Source organism: Crocinitomix algicola, assembly GCF_001661595.2.
Classification (GTDB): Bacteria; Bacteroidota; Bacteroidia; order Flavobacteriales_D; family Crocinitomicaceae; genus Crocinitomix; species Crocinitomix algicola.
The window spans coordinates 205,982-226,189 of record NZ_LYPF02000002.1; the positions used below are offsets into that span (position 1 = coordinate 205,982).

At 35.0% G+C, this 20,208-nt stretch carries 25 protein-coding genes; 13 read left to right on the plus strand and 12 right to left on the minus strand.

Translation table 11 applies throughout. From position 1 onward, the window contains the following. Positions 1–51 precede the first annotated feature (51 nt). The 4 genes from scpA to mazG form a co-directional block, all read right to left on the minus strand. Entirely contained in the window at positions 52–2,184 is a 2,133-nt protein-coding gene (scpA, locus tag A8143_RS02535; protein ID WP_066756153.1) for a methylmalonyl-CoA mutase, read from the minus strand. A gap of 1 nt (position 2,185) precedes the next feature. Continuing rightward, positions 2,186–3,526, minus strand: coding sequence for a methylmalonyl-CoA mutase family protein (locus A8143_RS02540; RefSeq protein ID WP_066755797.1), 1,341 nt, complete (start codon positions 3,524–3,526; stop codon positions 2,186–2,188). Between the two features lie 86 nt (positions 3,527–3,612). Further along, entirely contained in the window at positions 3,613–3,792 is a 180-nt protein-coding gene (locus tag A8143_RS02545) for a hypothetical protein (protein ID WP_066755799.1), read from the minus strand. Next, positions 3,792–4,559: a nucleoside triphosphate pyrophosphohydrolase gene (gene mazG / locus A8143_RS02550; protein ID WP_096348975.1), complete on the minus strand. Its 768-nt coding sequence runs from the start codon at positions 4,557–4,559 to the stop codon at positions 3,792–3,794. The genes A8143_RS02545 and mazG overlap by 1 nt, the downstream gene beginning before the upstream one ends. A gap of 39 nt (positions 4,560–4,598) precedes the next feature. On the opposite strand from mazG, the gene A8143_RS02555 reads away from it, so the two are divergent. The 7 genes from A8143_RS02555 to A8143_RS02585 all read left to right on the plus strand — a co-directional run bounded on the left by A8143_RS02555 (position 4,599) and on the right by A8143_RS02585 (position 10,432). Continuing rightward, complete coding sequence (locus tag A8143_RS02555) at positions 4,599–5,690, plus strand: acyloxyacyl hydrolase (RefSeq protein ID WP_139134248.1); 1,092 nt, start codon at positions 4,599–4,601, stop codon at positions 5,688–5,690. Next, a complete protein-coding gene (locus A8143_RS02560) occupies positions 5,687–6,424 on the plus strand; it encodes a GIN domain-containing protein (RefSeq protein WP_066755804.1) in 738 nt (245 codons plus the stop codon). Before A8143_RS02555 ends, A8143_RS02560 begins: the two co-directional genes overlap by 4 nt. Positions 6,425–6,492: 68 nt before the next feature. Then, a complete protein-coding gene (locus A8143_RS02565) occupies positions 6,493–6,924 on the plus strand; it encodes a hypothetical protein (RefSeq protein ID WP_066755807.1) in 432 nt (143 codons plus the stop codon). Between the two features lie 155 nt (positions 6,925–7,079). Continuing rightward, positions 7,080–7,502, plus strand: a complete 423-nt coding sequence (locus A8143_RS02570) for a DUF5684 domain-containing protein (RefSeq protein WP_066755809.1) — start codon at positions 7,080–7,082, stop codon at positions 7,500–7,502. 67 nt (positions 7,503–7,569) lie between these two features. Beyond that, positions 7,570–8,058 (plus strand): hypothetical protein, encoded by a 489-nt coding sequence (locus A8143_RS02575; protein ID WP_066755812.1) that lies wholly within the window; start codon positions 7,570–7,572, stop codon positions 8,056–8,058. 193 nt (positions 8,059–8,251) lie between these two features. Continuing rightward, a complete protein-coding gene (locus tag A8143_RS02580) occupies positions 8,252–10,123 on the plus strand; it encodes a T9SS-dependent choice-of-anchor J family protein (protein WP_066755815.1) in 1,872 nt (623 codons plus the stop codon). Positions 10,124–10,231: 108 nt separating this feature from the next. Continuing rightward, a complete protein-coding gene (locus tag A8143_RS02585) occupies positions 10,232–10,432 on the plus strand; it encodes a membrane or secreted protein (protein ID WP_066755817.1) in 201 nt (66 codons plus the stop codon). Between the two features lie 331 nt (positions 10,433–10,763). Here the strand turns inward: A8143_RS02585 and A8143_RS02590 are convergent, their stop codons facing one another. Continuing rightward, a complete protein-coding gene (locus tag A8143_RS02590; protein ID WP_066755819.1) occupies positions 10,764–11,573 on the minus strand; it encodes a 2,3,4,5-tetrahydropyridine-2,6-dicarboxylate N-succinyltransferase in 810 nt (269 codons plus the stop codon). 88 nt (positions 11,574–11,661) lie between these two features. Between A8143_RS02590 and A8143_RS02595 the strand changes: the two genes are divergently transcribed. From A8143_RS02595 to A8143_RS02610, 4 genes are all read left to right on the plus strand, one after another. Beyond that, entirely contained in the window at positions 11,662–11,952 is a 291-nt protein-coding gene (locus A8143_RS02595) for a YbaB/EbfC family nucleoid-associated protein (protein WP_066755821.1), read from the plus strand. Positions 11,953–12,106: 154 nt separating this feature from the next. Further along, positions 12,107–12,823, plus strand: a complete 717-nt coding sequence (locus A8143_RS02600; protein WP_066755823.1) for a DUF547 domain-containing protein — start codon at positions 12,107–12,109, stop codon at positions 12,821–12,823. 7 nt (positions 12,824–12,830) lie between these two features. Beyond that, the gene (locus A8143_RS02605) at positions 12,831–13,334 is read left to right on the plus strand and encodes a rhodanese-like domain-containing protein (protein ID WP_066755826.1); all 504 of its coding nucleotides are present in this window, start codon (positions 12,831–12,833) and stop codon (positions 13,332–13,334) included. After that, positions 13,334–13,948 (plus strand): TIGR04282 family arsenosugar biosynthesis glycosyltransferase, encoded by a 615-nt coding sequence (locus tag A8143_RS02610; RefSeq protein ID WP_066755829.1) that lies wholly within the window; start codon positions 13,334–13,336, stop codon positions 13,946–13,948. The genes A8143_RS02605 and A8143_RS02610 overlap by 1 nt, the downstream gene beginning before the upstream one ends. Positions 13,949–13,955: 7 nt before the next feature. Here A8143_RS02610 and A8143_RS02615 read toward each other — a convergent pair whose 3' ends face one another. From A8143_RS02615 to A8143_RS02635, 5 genes are all read right to left on the minus strand, one after another. Next, the gene (locus A8143_RS02615; RefSeq protein WP_066755832.1) at positions 13,956–14,459 is read right to left on the minus strand and encodes a hypothetical protein; all 504 of its coding nucleotides are present in this window, start codon (positions 14,457–14,459) and stop codon (positions 13,956–13,958) included. Between the two features lie 70 nt (positions 14,460–14,529). After that, positions 14,530–15,282 (minus strand): MbnP family protein, encoded by a 753-nt coding sequence (locus A8143_RS02620; RefSeq protein WP_066755835.1) that lies wholly within the window; start codon positions 15,280–15,282, stop codon positions 14,530–14,532. Positions 15,283–15,339: 57 nt separating this feature from the next. After that, positions 15,340–15,729 (minus strand): DUF4625 domain-containing protein, encoded by a 390-nt coding sequence (locus tag A8143_RS02625; RefSeq protein ID WP_066755838.1) that lies wholly within the window; start codon positions 15,727–15,729, stop codon positions 15,340–15,342. 6 nt (positions 15,730–15,735) lie between these two features. Then, the gene (locus A8143_RS02630) at positions 15,736–16,695 is read right to left on the minus strand and encodes a hypothetical protein (protein WP_139134249.1); all 960 of its coding nucleotides are present in this window, start codon (positions 16,693–16,695) and stop codon (positions 15,736–15,738) included. A gap of 68 nt (positions 16,696–16,763) precedes the next feature. Further along, positions 16,764–17,150 (minus strand): hypothetical protein, encoded by a 387-nt coding sequence (locus A8143_RS02635; RefSeq protein WP_066755845.1) that lies wholly within the window; start codon positions 17,148–17,150, stop codon positions 16,764–16,766. A gap of 87 nt (positions 17,151–17,237) precedes the next feature. Here A8143_RS02635 and A8143_RS02640 point away from each other — a divergent pair, with 87 nt between their 5' ends. Further along, positions 17,238–17,507, plus strand: coding sequence for a hypothetical protein (locus A8143_RS02640; protein ID WP_066755850.1), 270 nt, complete (start codon positions 17,238–17,240; stop codon positions 17,505–17,507). 320 nt (positions 17,508–17,827) lie between these two features. Next, positions 17,828–18,103, plus strand: a complete 276-nt coding sequence (locus A8143_RS02645) for a hypothetical protein (RefSeq protein WP_066755857.1) — start codon at positions 17,828–17,830, stop codon at positions 18,101–18,103. Positions 18,104–18,110: 7 nt separating this feature from the next. Here the strand turns inward: A8143_RS02645 and A8143_RS02650 are convergent, their stop codons facing one another. Continuing rightward, the gene (locus tag A8143_RS02650) at positions 18,111–19,049 is read right to left on the minus strand and encodes an L-histidine N(alpha)-methyltransferase (protein ID WP_066755860.1); all 939 of its coding nucleotides are present in this window, start codon (positions 19,047–19,049) and stop codon (positions 18,111–18,113) included. A gap of 3 nt (positions 19,050–19,052) precedes the next feature. After that, on the minus strand, positions 19,053–20,204 hold the full coding sequence (gene egtB, locus A8143_RS02655; RefSeq protein WP_066755862.1) for an ergothioneine biosynthesis protein EgtB: 1,152 nt from the start codon (positions 20,202–20,204) through the stop codon (positions 19,053–19,055). Between the last annotated feature and the right edge of the window lie 4 nt (positions 20,205–20,208).

Consider the following 20,208-nt stretch of genomic DNA (forward strand, 5'->3'; position numbering starts at 1 on the left):
GATGATGCCGAAAGTTACAAAATTGTCTGGATTAACTAAAATTTAACAGAATCATTTTTTATGGTACTGCAATAATATATTTAAAATATTTATGGCTGCATTTGCAATCTTTGTACCAGGGCCAAAAATTCCCATTACACCACTATCATATAGAAAGTCGTAATCTTGTGCAGGAATGACACCTCCGGCGACGACCATTATATCACTTCGCCCTTGTTTTTCAAGTTCTTCGATTACTTGAGGTATCAATGTTTTATGTCCGGCTGCTAATGAACTTACACCTAAAATATGTACGTCATTTTCAATGGCTTGTTTCACAGCTTCTTCGGGGGTTTGGAACAATGGTCCGATGTCAACATCAAATCCAATATCAGCAAAAGAAGTAGAAATTACTTTGGCTCCTCGATCATGTCCGTCTTGTCCCATTTTTGCTACCATTATTCGCGGTCTTCTCCCTTCTAAATCGCTGAATTCGTTCGCTAATTCTTTCGCTTTTATAAAATCATTGTCCTTCATGGCTTCTGCTGAATAAACTCCTGAAATTGTTCTAATTGTTGCTTGGTACCTGCCAAAAACGGCTTCCATTGCATCTGAAATCTCCCCAAGAGAAGCTCGTTTACGCGCGCAATCAACCGCCAATTCAAGAAGATTTGCATCTTCTGCTGCTCCTTTTTTCAATTTAGCTAAAGCGTCTTGTACAGCCTTTTCATCGCGTTCCGCTCTCATCTTGTTTAGTCTTTCGATTTGAGATAATCGTACTTGGGTATTATCTATTTCAAGAATATCGATAGGCTCTTCTTCTTCTAATTGATATCGATTTACACCGACAATAATATCTTTATTTGAGTCAATTCTCGCTTGTTTTCTAGCCGCAGCTTCTTCGATTCTAATTTTAGGAATACCGGCTTCAATTGCCTTTGCCATTCCTCCAAGTGAATCAATTTCTTTGATGTGTTTCCATGCTTTTTCAACAATTTCTGCAGTCAATTTCTCCATGTAATATGAACCCGCCCAAGGATCAATAACCTTCGTAATTCCAGTTTCTTCTTGTAGGTATATTTGTGTATTTCGTGCAATTCTAGCAGAAAAATCTGTCGGTAAAGCAATTGCTTCATCCAACGCATTGGTGTGCAGTGATTGTGTGCCTCCAAGCGCAGCAGCCATTGCCTCAATACAAGTACGTGCAATGTTGTTATAAGGGTCCTGTTCAGTTAAACTCCATCCCGACGTTTGACAATGCGTTCGCAATGCCATGGACTTAGGGTTTTTGGGGTTGAATTGTTTCACCAATTTTGCCCAAATCATCCTTGCGGCTCTCATCTTTGCAATTTCCATAAAATGGTTCATACCTATTGCCCAGAAAAAAGAAAGTCGGGGAGCAAAAGTGTCAATATCCATTCCTGAAGCTATTCCTGCTTTAATATATTCGAGACCATCGGCTAGGGTATAAGCTAATTCTAAATCAGCCGTAGCACCTGCTTCCTGCATATGATAGCCAGAAATAGAAATAGAATTGAATTTTGGCATATGTTGCGATGTATATTTAAATATATCAGCAATTATACGCATGGAATGTTGGGGTGGATAAATGTATGTGTTTCGAACCATGAATTCTTTTAGAATGTCATTTTGAATGGTTCCTGCGAGTAACTCAGGTTTTACACCTTGCTCTTCAGCAGCAATAATGTAAAATGCTAAGATTGGAATTACAGCTCCGTTCATCGTCATGGAGACGGACATTTTATCTAATGGAATTTGGTCGAAGAGTATTTTCATGTCTTCAACAGAATCAATTGCAACGCCAGCCTTTCCTACATCACCTACAACACGTTTGTGGTCAGAATCATAGCCTCTATGAGTGGCAAGGTCAAAAGCAACAGAAAGTCCTTTCTGCCCTGCGGCTAAATTTCTTCTGTAAAAAGCGTTGGATTCTTCTGCAGTTGAAAATCCTGCATATTGCCGGACCGTCCATGGTCGCATAGTGTACATGGTAGAATAAGGGCCCCTTAAATTGGGAGCTATTCCTGACGCGAATCCTAAATGCTCAACACCCTTAAGGTCGGATGCTGTGTAAAAATTTTTTAAAGTTATTTTTTCAGCTGTCTCAAAAACCTGGTCTTTTGTCGGTTCTTTACTTTTTGCCGCTTTCAGAGGTTGTATATGATCAAATTTAACTCGACTCATCTTAGTGCTGTTTTTTAGTAAAATAATTTTCAAGATAAAAAGGCGAAACAGGTGTAAAATCAGTTGAATCAGGCTGATTAGGAACAGTCAATTCAATCCAGTTTTCCATACTGTTTGGGTGTTTGTTAACACCTAGAAATGTTCTTGAATTTGCATTTAGATCCGAAATTAAACGATTTCTATTCGCTGAAATCTCATTTTGAATATGGTTCGTTTTTAAAGCTGATTCAAATCCTCCAACTTTTTCAATAGCCAAGAAATAAGTCCATGCTTTATTGATTATCTGCTCAGTTAATGATTCAATATAATAAGAACCTCCAGAAGGGTCAACAACTAAACCGAGGTAAGCTTCTTCTTTTAAAATTAACTGAATGTTTTTTGCAACTCTTTCAAATCGAGTGATTTCAGCAGGTGTTCCAAATTCAGGGACCGTAATTGTTAATTGATTACAACCACCGATTACTGCAGACATCGCTTGGCTTGTTTGCCTTAATGGGTTATTGTTTTTGTCATTTTTAGCTAAATACCGAACACTAGTTTTTGCGAAAATTGTAGGGGAAAATGATTCATTTTCAATACCGTATCCTTTTAAAAGCGATTTGATTAATACATGAATTGCTCTGAATTTTGCAATATTGACGAAATAGTCTTCTCCAACACTTAACGAAATTGTTATTTTATCTAGTACTTCAATTAAGTTGACACCCGCTCCTTCGAGTGCGTGAAAGTATTCATTTAAATGAGCAACGGTGTAACCTAATTCTTGACTACTCGATGATCCAGCATTTCCATATATATCACCACTTACCCATATATTATTGTAGGCAGATTTCGCTTTGAAAAAATCAAGAAAATCACTCATATCAAATTTTTGAGCCCCTGATGCTGCATTTAACGCAAGAATGTCAAAGTTTAATTTACTTTCTTTCGGAATTTCAGCGTTTATGGCTTGTTCAACCGATGTAAACGAAATATCTGAATCAATATATTTAAATTGTACATCCTTTGTGAGTTTTTCAAAAGATTGCGCATCTAGGTATGAAATCCCCAGTGAAGTAATTCCTTCATTTAATGCGTTTAAAACAATTTGATTATCATGTTTGTCCGGAGAAATTTCTTTACGAATTCCCCATGTGTTTGTTGCTTTGTTAATTGTACGATGCGAATCGAAATCTGGGTGTTCTTCCAGTAATTGCTCAGCGTGAGAATAGGCTTTAATTTCTAAGTCAGGCTCTGGTGTGGAGTGAAGAACAGATAAAGGTTTACCTTTTAAATCTTGTTCAATTTTTGTCAGCCATTCTGGTAGACTTACTTTGTCAAAATCATTAAATAATTCTTTCATTCGAGTATTTCGCTTAATTCACAATTAACCTTGGTTAAGGCCAAATTTAATGGTTTTATATTTAAAATAATGGAATCTGCTTTAGCTTAGTTGATGTAATCCATTATTATCTTAAAAATGATTCCTAAAATTCCGCAAGCGGCGATAAAAGTGCTGATAAAATAATAGCCGAAAGTATACCCTCTTTTTCGTAATACAAGACCTGCGATGGTAGAAATCACAGACGCGATTAGTAAGGTGTAAATGATTGCTTCAGTTCCGGACATTAGTAATTTTCTTTTGACTTTTCCCAATATTCGTCCATGTCCGCTAAGTCCATTTCGGAAATCTCTTTTCCATCAGCTTTTGTTGCTTGTTCCATCCATTGAAAACGTTTGATAAATTTTCGATTCGTTTTTTCCAATGCATCTTCAGGATTAATTCCGACAAAACGAGCATAATTAATTAAAGAAAAAAGAACGTCTCCAAATTCTGCTTCCATTTTTGACTGGTCCCCTTTTTTCTCTTCCTCTTGAAATTCTTTTATCTCTTCTTGAACTTTATTCCAAACTTGATTTTTTTCCTCCCAGTCAAAACCAATTCCCTTTACTTTGTCTTGAATTCGAGTCGCTTTAACTAGAGCTGGGAGTGATTTTGGGACACCTTCTAAAACTGATTTTTTACCTTCTTTTAGCTTTAATTTTTCCCAGTTGGCTTTTACTTCTTCTTCGTCATTTACTTCAACATCTCCATAAATATGAGGATGACGATGGATAAGCTTGTCACAAATTCCATTTAAAACGTCAGCAATATCGAATTGATTTGTTTCACTCGCAATTTTAGAATAAAATACCATGTGTAGCATTAAGTCACCAATTTCACCTTTCAGGCCATCCATATCTTTTTCGATAATAGCATCGGCCAACTCATAGGTCTCTTCAATCGTTAAATGTCGTAGTGATTCAAGTGTCTGTTTTTTGTCCCATGGACATTGTGATCTTAAATCGTCCATAATGTCTAATAAGCGTTGAAAGGCGACTTGTTTTTGGTTCATTTTTTTAATTTTGTTCAAAATTACTTTAAACTTCGCGTTTTGAAAACTGTTTTACTCTTTTTGTTGGTTTTGATGACGGTCTTACCAGGCTTTGGTCAACAAGAAGGGCCGTTTTCGATTGGTTTTTCGGCAGGTACAGGTTCGTTAATGGTTCATCGTGAAACGATGCATCATCTTGTGCAAGATCGGACAAACACCTTCTCTCTTGAGTTTTTGCGGCAAGATACAACGGTAAATTATTGGACTCAAATTTATAGAAATCCTTCTAAAGGATTGGCAATGAAATTCCAAGACTTTGGTAATCCAGCTGTTTTGGGACAATCCTTTTCCATATTTCGCCTTATTAATTTTCCAATTTATCAGAATAACAAATTAGGTTTTATTGATTTTCGCTTGGGAACTGGATTGAGTTATGTGACCAAGAAATATGATAAGAATCAAAACAATAAGAACATTGCAATAGGATCTTTTATTAATGGCTTTGTCAACTTTCAAATCATTTATCGCAAGTATTTTAAAAGTGTTTTTTTTGGGACAGGTATTGATTTTTCACATGTTTCAAACGCATATTTAAAAACTCCAAATTTAGGTTTGAATTCATTTTCCGGTTTTTTGCAAGTCGGTTATCCGTTTGAAACAAGACAAGTTTGTGAGCAACCAACATACGACCCAATGAACAATGAAAAATTGCGACATTTTAATAAATGGCAATTTCATTTTATTTTTGGATTGAAACAAAACTTGCCAGACCATTTGCCGGCGAGAAATTTTGGCGTAGCGTCATTACAAGGACTGTACAGGAAACAAATCAGTCCAGTATGGGATGTTGAATTTGGAGCTGATATTATCTATAATGAAGCAAATCGTTGGTTCTATGAAATTAAACCTACACCGGTCCATGAAGCTTTTTTAGTAGGCGGATACGCCGGTATGGCTATGTCTTTTTATAAAATGCAGATTTATTTTGGACTTGGTGTTTATGGTTTAAATATTATTAATCCTGCAGGATGGGTGTATGATCGTGCTGGATTTCGGTTTAATATGAATGCGCAATGGAATTTCTCGGTTGGAATAAAAGCGCATGGTGGAATTGCGGATTATGTTGAATGGGGGTTAGGGTATAGGTTATGATTAAAGCAACTTTATATATTACATGTATTTTTCTTTTCTTAGCTTGCAAAAAGGCTAATGAAAGAACCTGCTTTAAGTCGAGTGGGAATTATGCTGAAAAAGTAATTCCTTTAGATTCTGTACGATTTTTTGAAATGAACCGGGGTATTAAGTACCGTATGGTTCAAAGTGAAGAGCGGAAAGTCATTGTTAAAGGGGGGGAGAACATGATCGACAATATTTCAGTAGATGTTCGTGATAACGTACTGTATGTTCATAATGAAAATCGATGCACTTTTTTAAGAAACGAAGAAAAAGATTTAGTTGAAGTGGAAGTGCATTATCCGCATTATACTTATCTCTATTTTGACGCTATGGATTCTGTCGTTTTTGAAAATCAGATTAAAACACACACGTTAGAAATAGAAATGCGTTATGGTGGAGGTAGTTTAGATATTAATGTTGACGTTACGCGATTAAAGTTGATCGTTTCTGCGGGAGCGGGTGATTTTAATTTGAGTGGTAAGGCCAAGGAGTCAGAATTAAAAATACAAAACAATGGAGCCGCAAGAGCCCTTGATTTTCAAACCGAATATGTGTATCTCTACCAAAATTCAACAGCTGATTTTTATATTAGTTTATTAAATACACATTGCTTAATAGTAGTAGACGGTACAGGAAATGTTTATTATCAATATGATGCGGCAAATATAGTTCGGGAAGGTTTAGGTTCTGGTGAAATAATCAAATTATAATATTGTTTTATTTTGATTTCTAAGGATTAATCTTAATTTTAGGAACTTATAAAACCAAAATCTATATTATGCATAAACAAAGATTAGCAGTTATCGTAGCAGCCGGATTAGGAATGGTTGCAACATTTTTGCCTTGGGCAAAAGTATCCATGTTTGGAATGTCTATTTCCGTAAAAGGGACAGAAGGTGACGGATGGATTTCACTAGCACTTTTCGCAGTGGCTGGTGTATTGGCCTTTTTAGGTGATGATCGTACTCAGCCTATTGATGCTGGTAAAGTTAAAGGTGTTGCAGGTGTTGGTGCGGCGGTTACACTTTTTATGTTGTGGGAATTAATCGGCAGTATTGGTTTCGATTATTCAAGCATAGGTGTATACTTAGCATTGCTTGCTGGTATTGCCGTGTTAGCTGTGCCATTCGTTATAAAAGATAGCGGTGAATTTGAAATGCCAACTAAAGACAGTATAAAAGAGGAGTTTAATGAGATGAAAGAAAATTAAATTGATATAATCCTATTACAAGAAACGTCCATGATTTACATGGGCGTTTTTCTTTTTTAAGTACAGGACTTTAACGGAAGTTTAAAGTGCTTTTATTTTGATATCTGAGGATTAATCTTAATTTTAACAACTTATAAACCAAAATCTATTTTAATATGTACGAATTTAGTTATCAGAGTGTAGAAATTAATCCAATTTTTATCGTTATTTGGCTTGCCATTGTTGTGTTAATGATAGCGAGTTTATGGAAGGTTTTTACTAAGGCTGGGAAACCAGGTTGGGCAGCTATTGTTCCAATTTACAATATTATAGTCTTAATTGAAATAGCACAAAAACCAATGTGGTGGCTAGCCATAATTTTATTAGGACCAATTATACCAATTGCAGGTGGAATTGCTGCTCTGGTCTTTATGATATTATTGAGCATTGCAATCGCAGAAAAATTTGGCCAATCTCAAGGATTTGGAGTAGGTTTAGCGCTGCTTGGGATTATTTTCTATCCGATTTTAGCTTTTGGCGATGCCACTTATGAAGGAGAAACAATTGCTGGCGATGATGAAATTCTGGATTCAATCTAAACGAAAAAACAATCAATTATTTTACAAAAAACGTCCATGAACTTCATGGGCGTTTTTTCAGTTTATAATGGAGTATAAAGAGGAAACATTAGAGGACCTAACTGATTTTGAGAACCATGGGATACCTAGTTTTTTAAATGTGTTAACAATACTTACGTTTATAGGTAGCGGTTTAAGTATCGTGTCAGGTTGCTATAGTTTAGCAACGATTGAATTACAAAAAAGTCAGATTCAGCAGTCAGAGCGTATGCTGGGCGGTACTGAAATGGGGCGCGATATTATAGCTTCCGCGAAGGCTTCTTTTGAACAGGTCATTCCATTACAGGCTAACGTTATTATAACGGGTTTACTTTGTGTTATTGGTGCGTTTTTAATGCGCAAGCTTAATAAAACAGGTTTTTATATTTATACTATTGCTGCAGGCTGTAGCGTGATAATACCTATTTATTTAACTGGACTCGGTGAAGGAGTCGTCAATAATTTGTCAATATTAGTTCTGGTTATCACGATTTCTTTTATTGTAATGTATGCATTCAACTTAAAATTTATGAGCTAAGTCGGCAAAATTTGGTGTAGGAATACTTTTTAATGATTGTTTACTTTTGAAGCTATAATTCGATTATTTCAATTTTAGCTCGCCCATAAAGTCATATATCATCTTTTTAGGAATACAATAATAAGCGGGTTTAAACTAGTAACATTAACTTAAGATTCATAATTTTAAGTCAATCAATTTAAAATTTAATCATATGAAAAAAATGTTACTACCCGTAGCTATTTTTATGAGTTCGGCAATTTATGCACAGACTTATTTTGAGGATGATTTCTCAGGTGGTTTAGGAGCATGGACTGTACTTGATGAAGATGGCGATGGAATGGAATGGGTTATTGCTGATTATGCAGCAGGTGATGGACATGGAAATGTTGCTGCTAGTGCATCATGGGATGCAGGAGCAGGAGCTTTGACTCCGGACAATGTTATGGTCAGCGAATCTATTGACCTTTCTGGTGCTGCTGGAGATGTTTATTTAACATGGCAAGTAAAGGCACAAGATCAGGATTGGGCGGACGAGAATTATTCGGTATATGTCGCTACAAGTGACGATTTAATGGATTTATATGCAAGTCCACTTTCTTTTAATGAAGTGATTGGGGCAACAGGTGGTGTCTACCAAAGTCGTTTATTAGATGTTTCGGATTTAGCAGGTGAAGGAGCGGTTTATATTGCTTTTAGACATCATGATGTATCGGACATGTTTAGATTAAATATCGATGATGTCATGATAGCGACTTTGCCAGCTAATGATATTGAATTATTATCCGTTTCAACATATCCGGTTACTGAGCCTGGTGATGTTGAGATTACAGGTACAGTGAAAAATAATGGCGCAGAACCCATTACCTCTTTTGATTTAGTTTGGACCGAGGGTGGAGTGCCGCATATGGAGACTATTACAGCAGATATTGCACCTTTCGCAACTTATGCCTTTACGCATTCAACGGCGCTAACAGCTACATCTGGAAGTGTATATGAGGTTTCAGTTTGTGCTTCTGTGGCTGATGATGCTGATCTTGAAAATAATTGTGCTGATGTGACAATTACATGTGTTGAGGAAATCCCTGAAAAATTCGTAGTGGGAGAAGAGAAGACTGGTACATGGTGTGGTTGGTGTCCGAGAGGAACGGTTGCTTTAGAAGGAATGGAATCTGAGGATAATTTCATTGGTATTGCTGTTCATAATGGTGATCCAATGACAATTGCAAGTTACGATACGGGAATCAATACTTATGTACCTGGAGGTTATCCTGGAGCAGGGGTTGATCGTGTTATTGATGGTGACCCGAGTGATTTTGAGGCAATGTTCAATGAGCGAAAAGACATGATTCCTTTGGCATCTATCGATGTTTCTGTTGTTGACGCAGGAGATGATTATGAAGTGACAGTATCGGCTACATTTATTGCGGACTTGTCTGGAGATTATCGTTTAGCTTCGGTTATTACACATGACCGTGTTGCCGGTTCAGCATCAGGATATGCACAAGTTAATTACTACTCTGGTGGTGATTACGGAGAAATGGGAGGATACGAAGATCTTCCAAATCCTGTTCCTGCTGCGGACATGGTTTATAACCACGTGGCTGTAGCATTAGCGAATGATCAAATCTTGGGTGATGCTGGTTCTCTTCCTGCTGATATTTCTGCAGGAACGACAGAATCTTATACCTATACAATACCAAAAGGTGCAGATTGGAGTTCTGATTGGTTACATTTTATTGGGATGTTAATTGATGCTTCTACAGGAGAAATTATTAATGCTGGACAAACTCATTTAGAGTATACAGGTATTGAGAATTTGGATCAGAATGAATTCAATATTTCATTATATCCAAATCCTGCAAATGAAATTGCACAATTAAAATTAACCATTGAAGAAGAGTCTAATGTTTCGGTTGAAATTTATAATAATATCGGTGAGGTAGTGTTTGTAAATCAAGCTCAAAACCTTGCTGGTGGAGAATATATTTATACCGTTGATGTGAATGATTTTGCACCAGGAATTTATGTTGTAAGAACAACAGCAAATGAAACTGTTAAAACAGTAAAATTATCGGTTCAGTAGGACTTGATTTTTGAATTTTATGAACCGTCTTGGGAAACTAAGACGGTTTTTTTGTTTTCATTTGGGAAAGGAGTAAAGTATCCTTAAATTTGTACAAAACTTTAAAAAATGAAATTAGCGTTAATTGCAATAGGATTATTAGGATTGGGTTTTGCGGGTATCGCCATTAAAATTTGGGCAAAAAAGGATGGGAAATTTGAAGGTACATGTGCCAGCAATAATCCAATGTTTACCAAAGAAGGGGAGAATTGTAGCTTTTGCGGAGCGCGACCAGATGAGCAATGCATGAAAGAGGAAGTAGTAGCATAAAAAAAAATCCCAACTAGCAACGAATTAGTAGTGGGACTTTCATATTGATGTTTAGTTGTGGCTTATTTTAACCGTTTGAAATAAAAATTATGTTTTTTTCAAACGAATTCCATCCCATCCCTTCAATTCCGAAGCGTAAATTTATATAAACTTTCGTTATAAAGAACTAAATCGATTGAAATAAAATTGATGATAGTTGCATCTTGTTTGCACATTTAGGTTAGGAAATTAAGTGACAGCAATACATACAGCTTAATATGCTTGCATAATAAAAAAAGCCATAATTATAAATTACGGCTTTAAATATTCACAAATATCAATGAATTAAACTTTAAACTGCGACATTATTCTCGCGTAGGGCATCGTTTAAAGATGTTTTCTTATCGGTACTCTCTTTTCTTTTTCCAATTATCAATGCACAAGGCACGTTGAAATCTCCAGCTGGGAAAGATTTAGTGTATGATCCTGGGATGACTACACTTCTTTCAGGCACATGACCTTTTAATACAATAGGTTCATCCCCTGTGACATCTATTATTTTTGTTGACATTGTCAATACAACATTAGCCCCTAAAACTGCTTCTTTTCCAACCCGAACACCTTCCACCACAATACATCGCGATCCAATAAAAGCATCATCCTCTATAATGACAGGTGCAGCCTGCAAAGGTTCTAACACTCCACCAATTCCAACGCCTCCGCTTAAATGTACATTTTTACCAATTTGAGCACATGAACCAACCGTAGCCCATGTATCAACCATGGTTCCTTCATCTACATAAGCTCCAATATTGACATAAGAAGGCATCATAATTACTCCTGAAGAAATATATGCACCATAACGTGCTACAGCATGGGGTACTACTCGAATTCCTTTTTCCTTATAACCAGTTTTTAGCGCCATTTTATCATGAAATTCAAAAGGCCCCACTTCAATAGTCTCCATCTTGCGAATTGGAAAGTACATTACTACTGCTTTTTTTACCCATTCATTAACTTGCCAAGTTCCATCAGCTAGGGGCTCTGCAACTCTCAAATTACCAGAGTCTATCTCGGCTATTACAGTGTTAATCGCTTCTATGGTTTCTTTGTTTTCTAAAAGAGACCTGTCATTCCAGGCATTTTCTATTAGGCTTCTCATGCTTTCTATCTTTTTGACTCCAAAGATAGTACTTCATTAAGTTTTGTTCTTTATTTTTGTGCTGAATAATTAACGAAAATAATAAGAGATGTTCGGAAATGGAATGATGAAAAAAATGCAGGAAATGCAGGCGAAAGCTGAAGAAGCTAAAGAACGATTGAATCATATCAAACTTATTGGTGAGGCGAAAGAAGGAGCTGTAAGAATTGAAGTAAACGGGAATGGTGTTATAACTGATATGACCTTTAATGACGAACTTCAAGGTGAAGAATTGAAACAGTTAATTATGTTGGCAGCAAACCGTGCATTAGAACAATCGTATAGAACTAAAGAGATGGAAATGGCGCAATCTGCTAAAGGAATCATACCTGGGATGTAAAATTATTATTTCACAATGGGTATGCTTATCGTTAATTCCTAAAATGAATTGTTGCAATACAGGGAATTATCTCGTAATTAAAAGGTATATTCTTCGTCTCAATTAATAATGGACTGATTTTTGTGTATTTAGAACAAACAACGAAGCATAAATTATGAAAAATACGTTATCAATTTTATTACTTTTTTTCTCTGGAATTATAATGGCTAGTGAAGCTCCAGATCATTCAATATATAATAAACTATTGCAAACGTATGTGTCGGCAATTGGTACGGTTGATTATGAGGGTCTTAAAACTCAAGAGAAAAAATTGGACGATTATTTAGTTTACCTTAGTTCAAATGGTCCTAATGCTGATTGGTCAGAGAAAACGAAAAAGGCCTATTACATCAATGCATACAACGCGTATACAATTAAATTTGTTTTACTCAAATATCCAACAAAGTCGGTTAAGGACCTGTCTTTTAGTGGTAAAGATATTTGGAATTTTAGATTGGTAAAATTAGGAGGGAAAACTTATACCCTTGATTATTTAGAGAAAGAAATTCTATTGAAAATGAGAGATGCACGGATACATTTTGCGGTTAACTGTGCTTCCAAGTCATGTCCGAAATTGTGGAATAAAGCATTTACAGCGGCTAACATTGATAAGCAATTGACCATATTGACAAAAGAGTTCATTAATAATAATTCACACAATATCATCTCCGCTAAAAAAATTAAAATTTCGAAACTATTCGATTGGTATGCGGACGATTTTAAATTTGAGGCGAAATCAGTAATTGGATTTTTAAATAAATACAGCACTGTTCAAATTCAAGAAAATGCAAAAATTGAATACCTTCCTTATAATTGGAGTTTGAACGAATAAGGTAGCAATGAAAGGGTATTTGATTTTAATTAGCCTATTTTTCTCTTTTTGTGCTAATGCGCAGAGAGATTCAAGTTCTGCCTATGATCAAATGCTACAAGAACATTACGAGTTTTCTGTTCCTTTCATTTATCCAGACGAGTTATATCATCGAATAACAACAGGAGCTAAAGTTGTTTTGTTGGATACGCGTGAACAAAAAGAATTTGAAATTTCAACAATTCAAGGCGCGCAGCAAGTAGGATTTCTCTTTTATTCTAAAAAGCGTGTTGAAAGTCTTAACAAAAACGATTTAATTGTTGTTTATTGTACCATAGGCGCGCGCAGTGAGACTATTGGGGAACGACTAGTTAAGGCAGGGTATACTAATGTTTATAATTTGTACGGAGGGTTGATTCATTGGAAAAATATGGGGTACCCAGTGTATAATAATGGTGTAGAAACAAAGAATGTCCATGTTTATTCAAAAAAATGGGAACTCTGGTTAGAAAAAGGTAATCCCGTATATTAATGAAAGAAAATTTGTTAATCGTTTTTGCGAAGAATAAAATTAAAGGTAAGGCTAAAACTCGGCTGGCAAAGTCAATTGGTCAAGATGGTGCGGATGAGGTGTATACTTATTTATATCATTTAACTGAACGAGAATCAGAGGGGGTAAGCAATGCGGATGTACAAGTGCATTTTTCGAATTTTGATGACCTAGACGCTTGGGGAAATAGTGAGCACTTTTTACAAGCTGGAGAAACGCTGGGAGACCGTATGAAAGGAGCTTTTTTAGAAGGTTTTGAGCGAGGATATAAGCGTATAATTGGAATTGGAGCAGACTTGCCCGATATTAATTCTGAACTATTGTCGAAAGCTTTTGAAATTTTGAAGAATAATGATTTTATTTTTGGACCTGCTGCAGACGGAGGTTATTATTTGATTGGTTTACAGTCTAAAGAAAATCTATTTGTTTTTGATAATAAACCTTGGAGCACTGATGCTTTATTAAAAGTTACGGTAGAAGAGGTGCGGTCAAAAAATAAAAGTCTATCAAAATTGCCCGAGAAAAATGATATCGACACTTTAGAAGATTTAAGAGGTTCGAATATCGCTGATTTATTTTCCCATTTGTATTCGTAGCTCCGCTTTATTCAACCAAGTAATTTTCAAATTTCTGTTGAGCGGTTCTAGAGAATAGTCCCCATTTCATTAAACTCAGGTAAGGGTAAGAATGAATGTAAGCCCCATCTTTGTCTATTTTCAAGAGTAGTTTCGCTTCGTTTAAACTATCATAACCAATTAAAGCCTTAGTAAACTCAGGTGTACCAATTTCTCCCCAAACGTAATTTGAAGAATCCCTTAAAAAAGTGAGTAGACTATCATTGTAGTCGAAGTTTATTTTTTGTCGATTGAAAGGAAAATTTAAATTAAAAAGGTAGAAGGTTTGAAGCTGTTTGGGTAAATTGATTTGTTTTGTTTGATCCATTTCAATTGACGTTTGATAATTGTCTTTTTCAACAATTTCAGCAGAGTGAAACTCAAATTGCGGGTCGCCATTAATAAACTGTGGTAACGTGAAATACCGATAAAGAATAATTGCAGCGTAAACAACTATAATAGTAAGACTTGCTCTTAGTGTAAAGCGATTCATACGGGTGAAAATAATGAAAAACGCAAACACATAGAAAAAGTGTTTGCGTTTAAAAAGTGTTTTTTACTATTTATTCTGTAATTGATATTGAACTTTGAAAATTATCACTCAGTTTAATTGTTAGGTGTTCATCTTCCGCTGCTCCATGGTAAAAAGGCGTTTCACTAATAATTATTTCATTGCCTGGATTGTCGAGAAGCTTTTTTAAGTCTATATTAAAATTTAGTGTATTAGCTGATTTTTTGTCTATCTCAAAGTTGTGATTGAGGTTCAGTGTCCTGTAGCTAACATTATAGCCGGTATGATAAGCAAATGTTCCATCAATTGTTCCGTCGCCATCTGAATCATAACGACCTTCAGCCATCACAAACCTATATTTGCCTACCCATCCCCAGTAGGTGTTTTGAGTAGTACTCAATGGGTGACCATCTTCGGCGTAATTTGAAGGATCTGCATCATTCAAAGTTGCTTTAACACCAATTCCAAAACTTATTTTTTCGTAATTACCATGAGGCACTTTAAAATCGAGATTTGCAATACCATTCGAATTAAATTTGAAAAGTTCTATTTCACTTATGAGTCGTTTTTCACCATCAGAATTGTGTATTTCAATATCAGAAAGATAAAACTGAAACAATTCATAAGTAATTTCAACACCCAAATCGTTTTTGTATGAATCTCCTATACCATAATCGGTTCCATTCACAGTCGTCTGAAAACTAATCTTAAGGTCAGAATTTAATTTAGTACCGCTTTTTTTACATCCTGTAATGAACGTAAAACCAATAATTGCGAAAACTAGAATTAACGATTTATCTCTCATGCCTTTAATTTTAATTTCAGGAGCTAAAAAATAATTCTCAACTCCTGAAATGTATCATTACTCTTCGAAATGAAGCATTATTTTAGTTGTAGCAGATTTATCTTCTGCGTCTATAACGGTGAAGTGAATCCAAGCCATCATAGGAGCTTCTTCAGGAACTGTAAAATGTTCGTGAAATTCAAAACTTGATTCATCAGTTGTTCCTGTTTCCATAAAGTTGATCGTTTCGTTATGATTTCCATCTTCATCACCTACCATTACAGTGTAGTTTTTTAAAGCTCTGTCATCTTCAAACGTTGCTTCAATATGCACAGTTTCTCCCCATTTTAAATCGCTGTGGTTAGCAGGAGAACTTACCGTAATAGTCGGATCCTCTTTGTCTTTCTTACAAGACGTAAATCCAATTAAAAGAGTTAGTGTGCTGAGTATTATTATTGTTTTTTTCATTTTAATTTATTTTAAGTTGTAGGTAACACCTACGTTTAATTTTGATTTAGTTAAGAGTTGCGAAAATCCATTTAGTTCGGATGATACTGCATGTTGATACTCGCCAAAAAGAACGAGTTTTTTAAAGAAAAATTGCATGCCCATGTTGGCAAAAATAATCTGTCCGCCTGTATTATCGTATAGCGTTTTTTCATTGTAAAAGGCGGTATAGCTTGCATCTTTTAATGCTAATTCTGTACTCGATCCAGCAAGAATTCGTATGGTTGATTTATTAATCTTAAAATCATTAAATAGGTTGACAGAACCGTTGATTACAGTTCCGTATCGATAATTTAAATGATCTTTTCCATTTAGTTTAACATTAGAGATTGCATTGAGGCCAAATGAGTTGATTTTAAATCCATAAGAAATATAAGACACCATGTCCCAACTCCCGCTTCCAGGTTGTAGGTCTAAATTCGGTGTTCCTTGTTCGTACTTAAGGTTTGTTTTACCAACAGGCAATTTTACACCAATACCAACCATAACACGTTGAGAGAATTTACTTGCTCCTGTGTCCTTTTTTGTATTGTACAGTTGATAGGATTGCATGAGGATTGGGTCGCCAATATTACGTATTAAATAGCGCTGTTTATCATCAATGATTTGCTGATTATTCACAATAGGAATGATAACCGTTGTTTTCCAACGTTCTTTAAAATAGTAATTTCCTCTAAACTCAAATGTTTGAAAAATTTCTTGTACGTCGTTGCCCCATAAAGCAGGATCATTACCATGGCCAGCATGCATTACACTTGTCATCTCTCCAAAAAAATCATAAGCTCCGTACATCAAACGGTGACGCATATATAAGCCAATAGAATTTTTATAATCGTTTGGGGATTGACTTAAATATACATTGCAGTTGTCACAAGCAAATCCGACAAACGAAATCATGAGCAATGCGCTCATTACTAATTGTTTCATTGTTTTTTACAATAAGTTTTTTATTAAATGTTTGATCATGTAATCATCCTTGATTACTGGTGTAAAACTTATTTGAAATCGGGAGGGGAATAAACTGTAGATAAATATCCAGTCAAAAGTTGGGTATTATTTGAAGAGAAATCTGTTTTGTAATTAACTTTAGTAAATATTTTATCCGAAGTCGAATTAAAAAAGGCAAATAAAATTAAGCCAGACTTAACTATTTTCGAATTTGCTAAGTTTTTATTCTGATCAGGATTAGTTTTTGTTAATTGCTCTTTTAAATGACATTTTCCTTTACAATTCAACGCTGGTTTATCTTTGTTGATACAATGCTCGGCAGTAATGCTGTCTTGATAGAAATAGAAATGAACAACCGTTAGAGTTTGCCAAAGAGTACCTACAAAAATACCCATCACCAATAATAAACTGATATATGTACGCAATTGATTCATTTTTGGCAAATTTAAGATATTCCAAAGGCTTTTGATTTAAAATTGTAAAAATTAGTTAAATTGTCAATCAAAGTAAAAGCAAGCAGAATGAAAGTTACAATTTTCTCAATTTTAGTTTTTGGATTTATAAGTTGCTCTGTTTTTAAACGTGCTGCGTTGAAATACTGGACAAGCCACCAAGTTGAGGAATTTATTAAAAATTGTGAGACAAATGCCAGCAAAATAATAGCAGAAGATAAAGCAATGAATTTTTGTGATTGTGCAGTTGATGTGGTAGCGAAAGAATATCCTAACTATACAGATCTCCAGAATACCCCAATTAAAAAGATCATTTCAATCGCAAAATCTTGTCAATAAAAAATTTTTTTCGAAAAATTTTAAAAAAACATCTTCAGTATTTATACTTAGATTGATGAAAAAGGGTGAATTTGAAAACACCTATGTTTTTGAGCAATCTATAATTCTTAAAAATTAAAATCTAAGTATTTTGACTTAAATACAGTGGTTTTTCGATTCTTGTTACGTGTTGTAACATATACTGTATCAGTGCGCTAAGACTTGTGATTGTAATTGTTTTTTCTCATATTCGTAAGTATAAATAGAATAAATTGTGTTCCCACAAACATATTAACCCGAGCAAAAATTAAACGAATTTGCATTAGAACAGTCTACGACTTATGAGTGAAAAGGTACAGAATAATTTAAGGTTGGCAGTAGAGCAACTTTTTGTGAAAGTTCATGGAGATTTAATCAGTGAGATTAGAGAAAAACATACTTCATGTATCGTTGAATTTAATGAATTTGATATTCGACACAAGAGCATAATTACGCTCGGTAAAGAAAAGATTGGTTTTAAAAATACAATGTCGAACGGAGAAATTTTTAATGCTATAATTCGAATGTACGATACTTGGAAAGAACGCGAAGCAATAAAGTTGATGAATGCAGTGTAAAGTGGGATTAAAGACGCTCAAATAAGGCATCAACAAAATACGATTTTTTGTCTTTGAATTGTGCTTTCAATTTAAAGCCATGCTTTGAGAATAATTCATTTAATTCCTCCATATCATATTTTTTCGATAATTCTGTCCAAATACATTCTCCAGCTTCGAAAGTATACAGTTGATTTAATCCCTCGATTTTCACGACCTGATCAATTAGACTCACTAAGTAACTTCTGACTTCGCCAGTTTCAGGACTATAAGAAACATAAAAATCAAAATTTTCTAGTTCGAAGTTCCCTTTAAGCTCTGAATTAATTCTCTTCAATAAATTTAAGTTGAATCGTTTCGTTATGCCGTGAGGATCATCGTAAGCATTTAAAATTGTTTTCGGATGCTTTTTAAGGTCGACTCCAACTAAGATTTGATCTCCAACTTTCATTGTTTCTTGCAAGAGTTCAAGTAAACTATGAAGAGCAATTTTTGAATAATTTCCAATATTGCTTCCAATGAAAAGAAGTAAGACAGGCTTTTTTTCCTTTTTTATTTTTTTTAATACTTCAAAATAGTCTCCTGTTGCGGGGTTAATTTTAAGGTAGGGCAGGTTCTGGGACATTTTTTCTTGCAAGATATCGTTAGCTTCTTGCGATATGTCTATCGGTCGATAGGTGAATTTATTTGAGTTTTTTAGGAATTGGCGCAATAAAATTTCTGTTTTTGCTCCGTCACCTGCACCGAGTTCCAAGATGCTAAATTCTTCAGTGAATCCAAGAGATTTATAGATCAATTGAGATTGCGATTCGAAAATTTCCATTTCGCTATTTGTCAAGTAGTATTCTGGCATAGCCATAATTTCTTGAAATATGCGACTTCCATTATCATCATAAAAATACATTGATGATAACTGTTTTTGTTTTTTACTCAGTCCTTCTTTAACGTGATTGGCGAATGTGCTCATCTTTTATTTTACTAATCTAATTCCTGAAAAATGCCACCTTAATTGCGGGTTAAAAAAATTGCGATAAGTATTTCTTGAGTGTCCTGGAATGGTAGCGATAGACCCACCTCTTAGCACTTGTTGATTGACCATAAATTTGCCATTATACTCTCCAATTGCTCCTTTCTCAGTTTTAAACCGGGGATAGGATTGATAAGCACTGCTTGTCCACTCCCATACTTGTCCCCATTTAAAAAGATGCTGAGAAACTTCCCATTCAAACTCCGTTGGAAGACGCATTTTCTTCCAATTCGCAAATGCAAAAGCTTCGTAATATGAAATATGACTGACAGGTAGATTTTTATCTATTTTATCAAAACCTTTATAATCATACGAAAACCATTGGCCTTTTTTCTTGTACCAATATAATGGGGCGTTAATATTATGGGTATTTATAAAGTTCCACCCATCGGCATGCCATAACTCAAACTTTTTATACCCATCATCTTTCATGAATTCTAAATATTCGCCGCAAGTGACGAGTCGGTTAGAAATTTCAAATTCTTCCAGATAAACTTTGTGTTTTCCATGTTCGTTGTCAAAAGAAAAGCCGTTTCCATCATAACCAATTTGATAAATTCCCGCATTTATTTTTGCAAACTCTTGTTTAACTTCTTCTGATGAAAAACGAATATTTGTTTGATATGTCGGGAAGTACGGTTGATTTCCTAGTATGTACTTGATATCATACATAAGCAATTCTTGATGTTGTTCTTCATGATTTATTCCTAGTTCAATTATTGACTTTAGGTCACTATTATAATCTGTTTCCAGGAATTCAATCATGGCGCTTGTAACATATTCCCGATACCTATAAATTTCTTTTACAGTTGGTCTCGTCATTAATCCTCTATTTGGCCGCAGAACTCGATCTCCAACTGTATTATAATAACTGTTAAATAGGTAAGCGAATCGCTCATTATAAACGCTGTAATTTTTCGCGTGGGGAACTAAGACAAATTGTTCAAAAAACCACGTTGTGTGGGCAAGATGCCATTTTGGAGGGGAAACATCAACAATAGGTTGAACGGAGTAGTCCTCGATTTCGAGGTGCTCGCATCTTTTTTCAGAGTTTTCCCGCGTATGGATGAACTTTTTAAGAAGGTTATTATGCATGGAT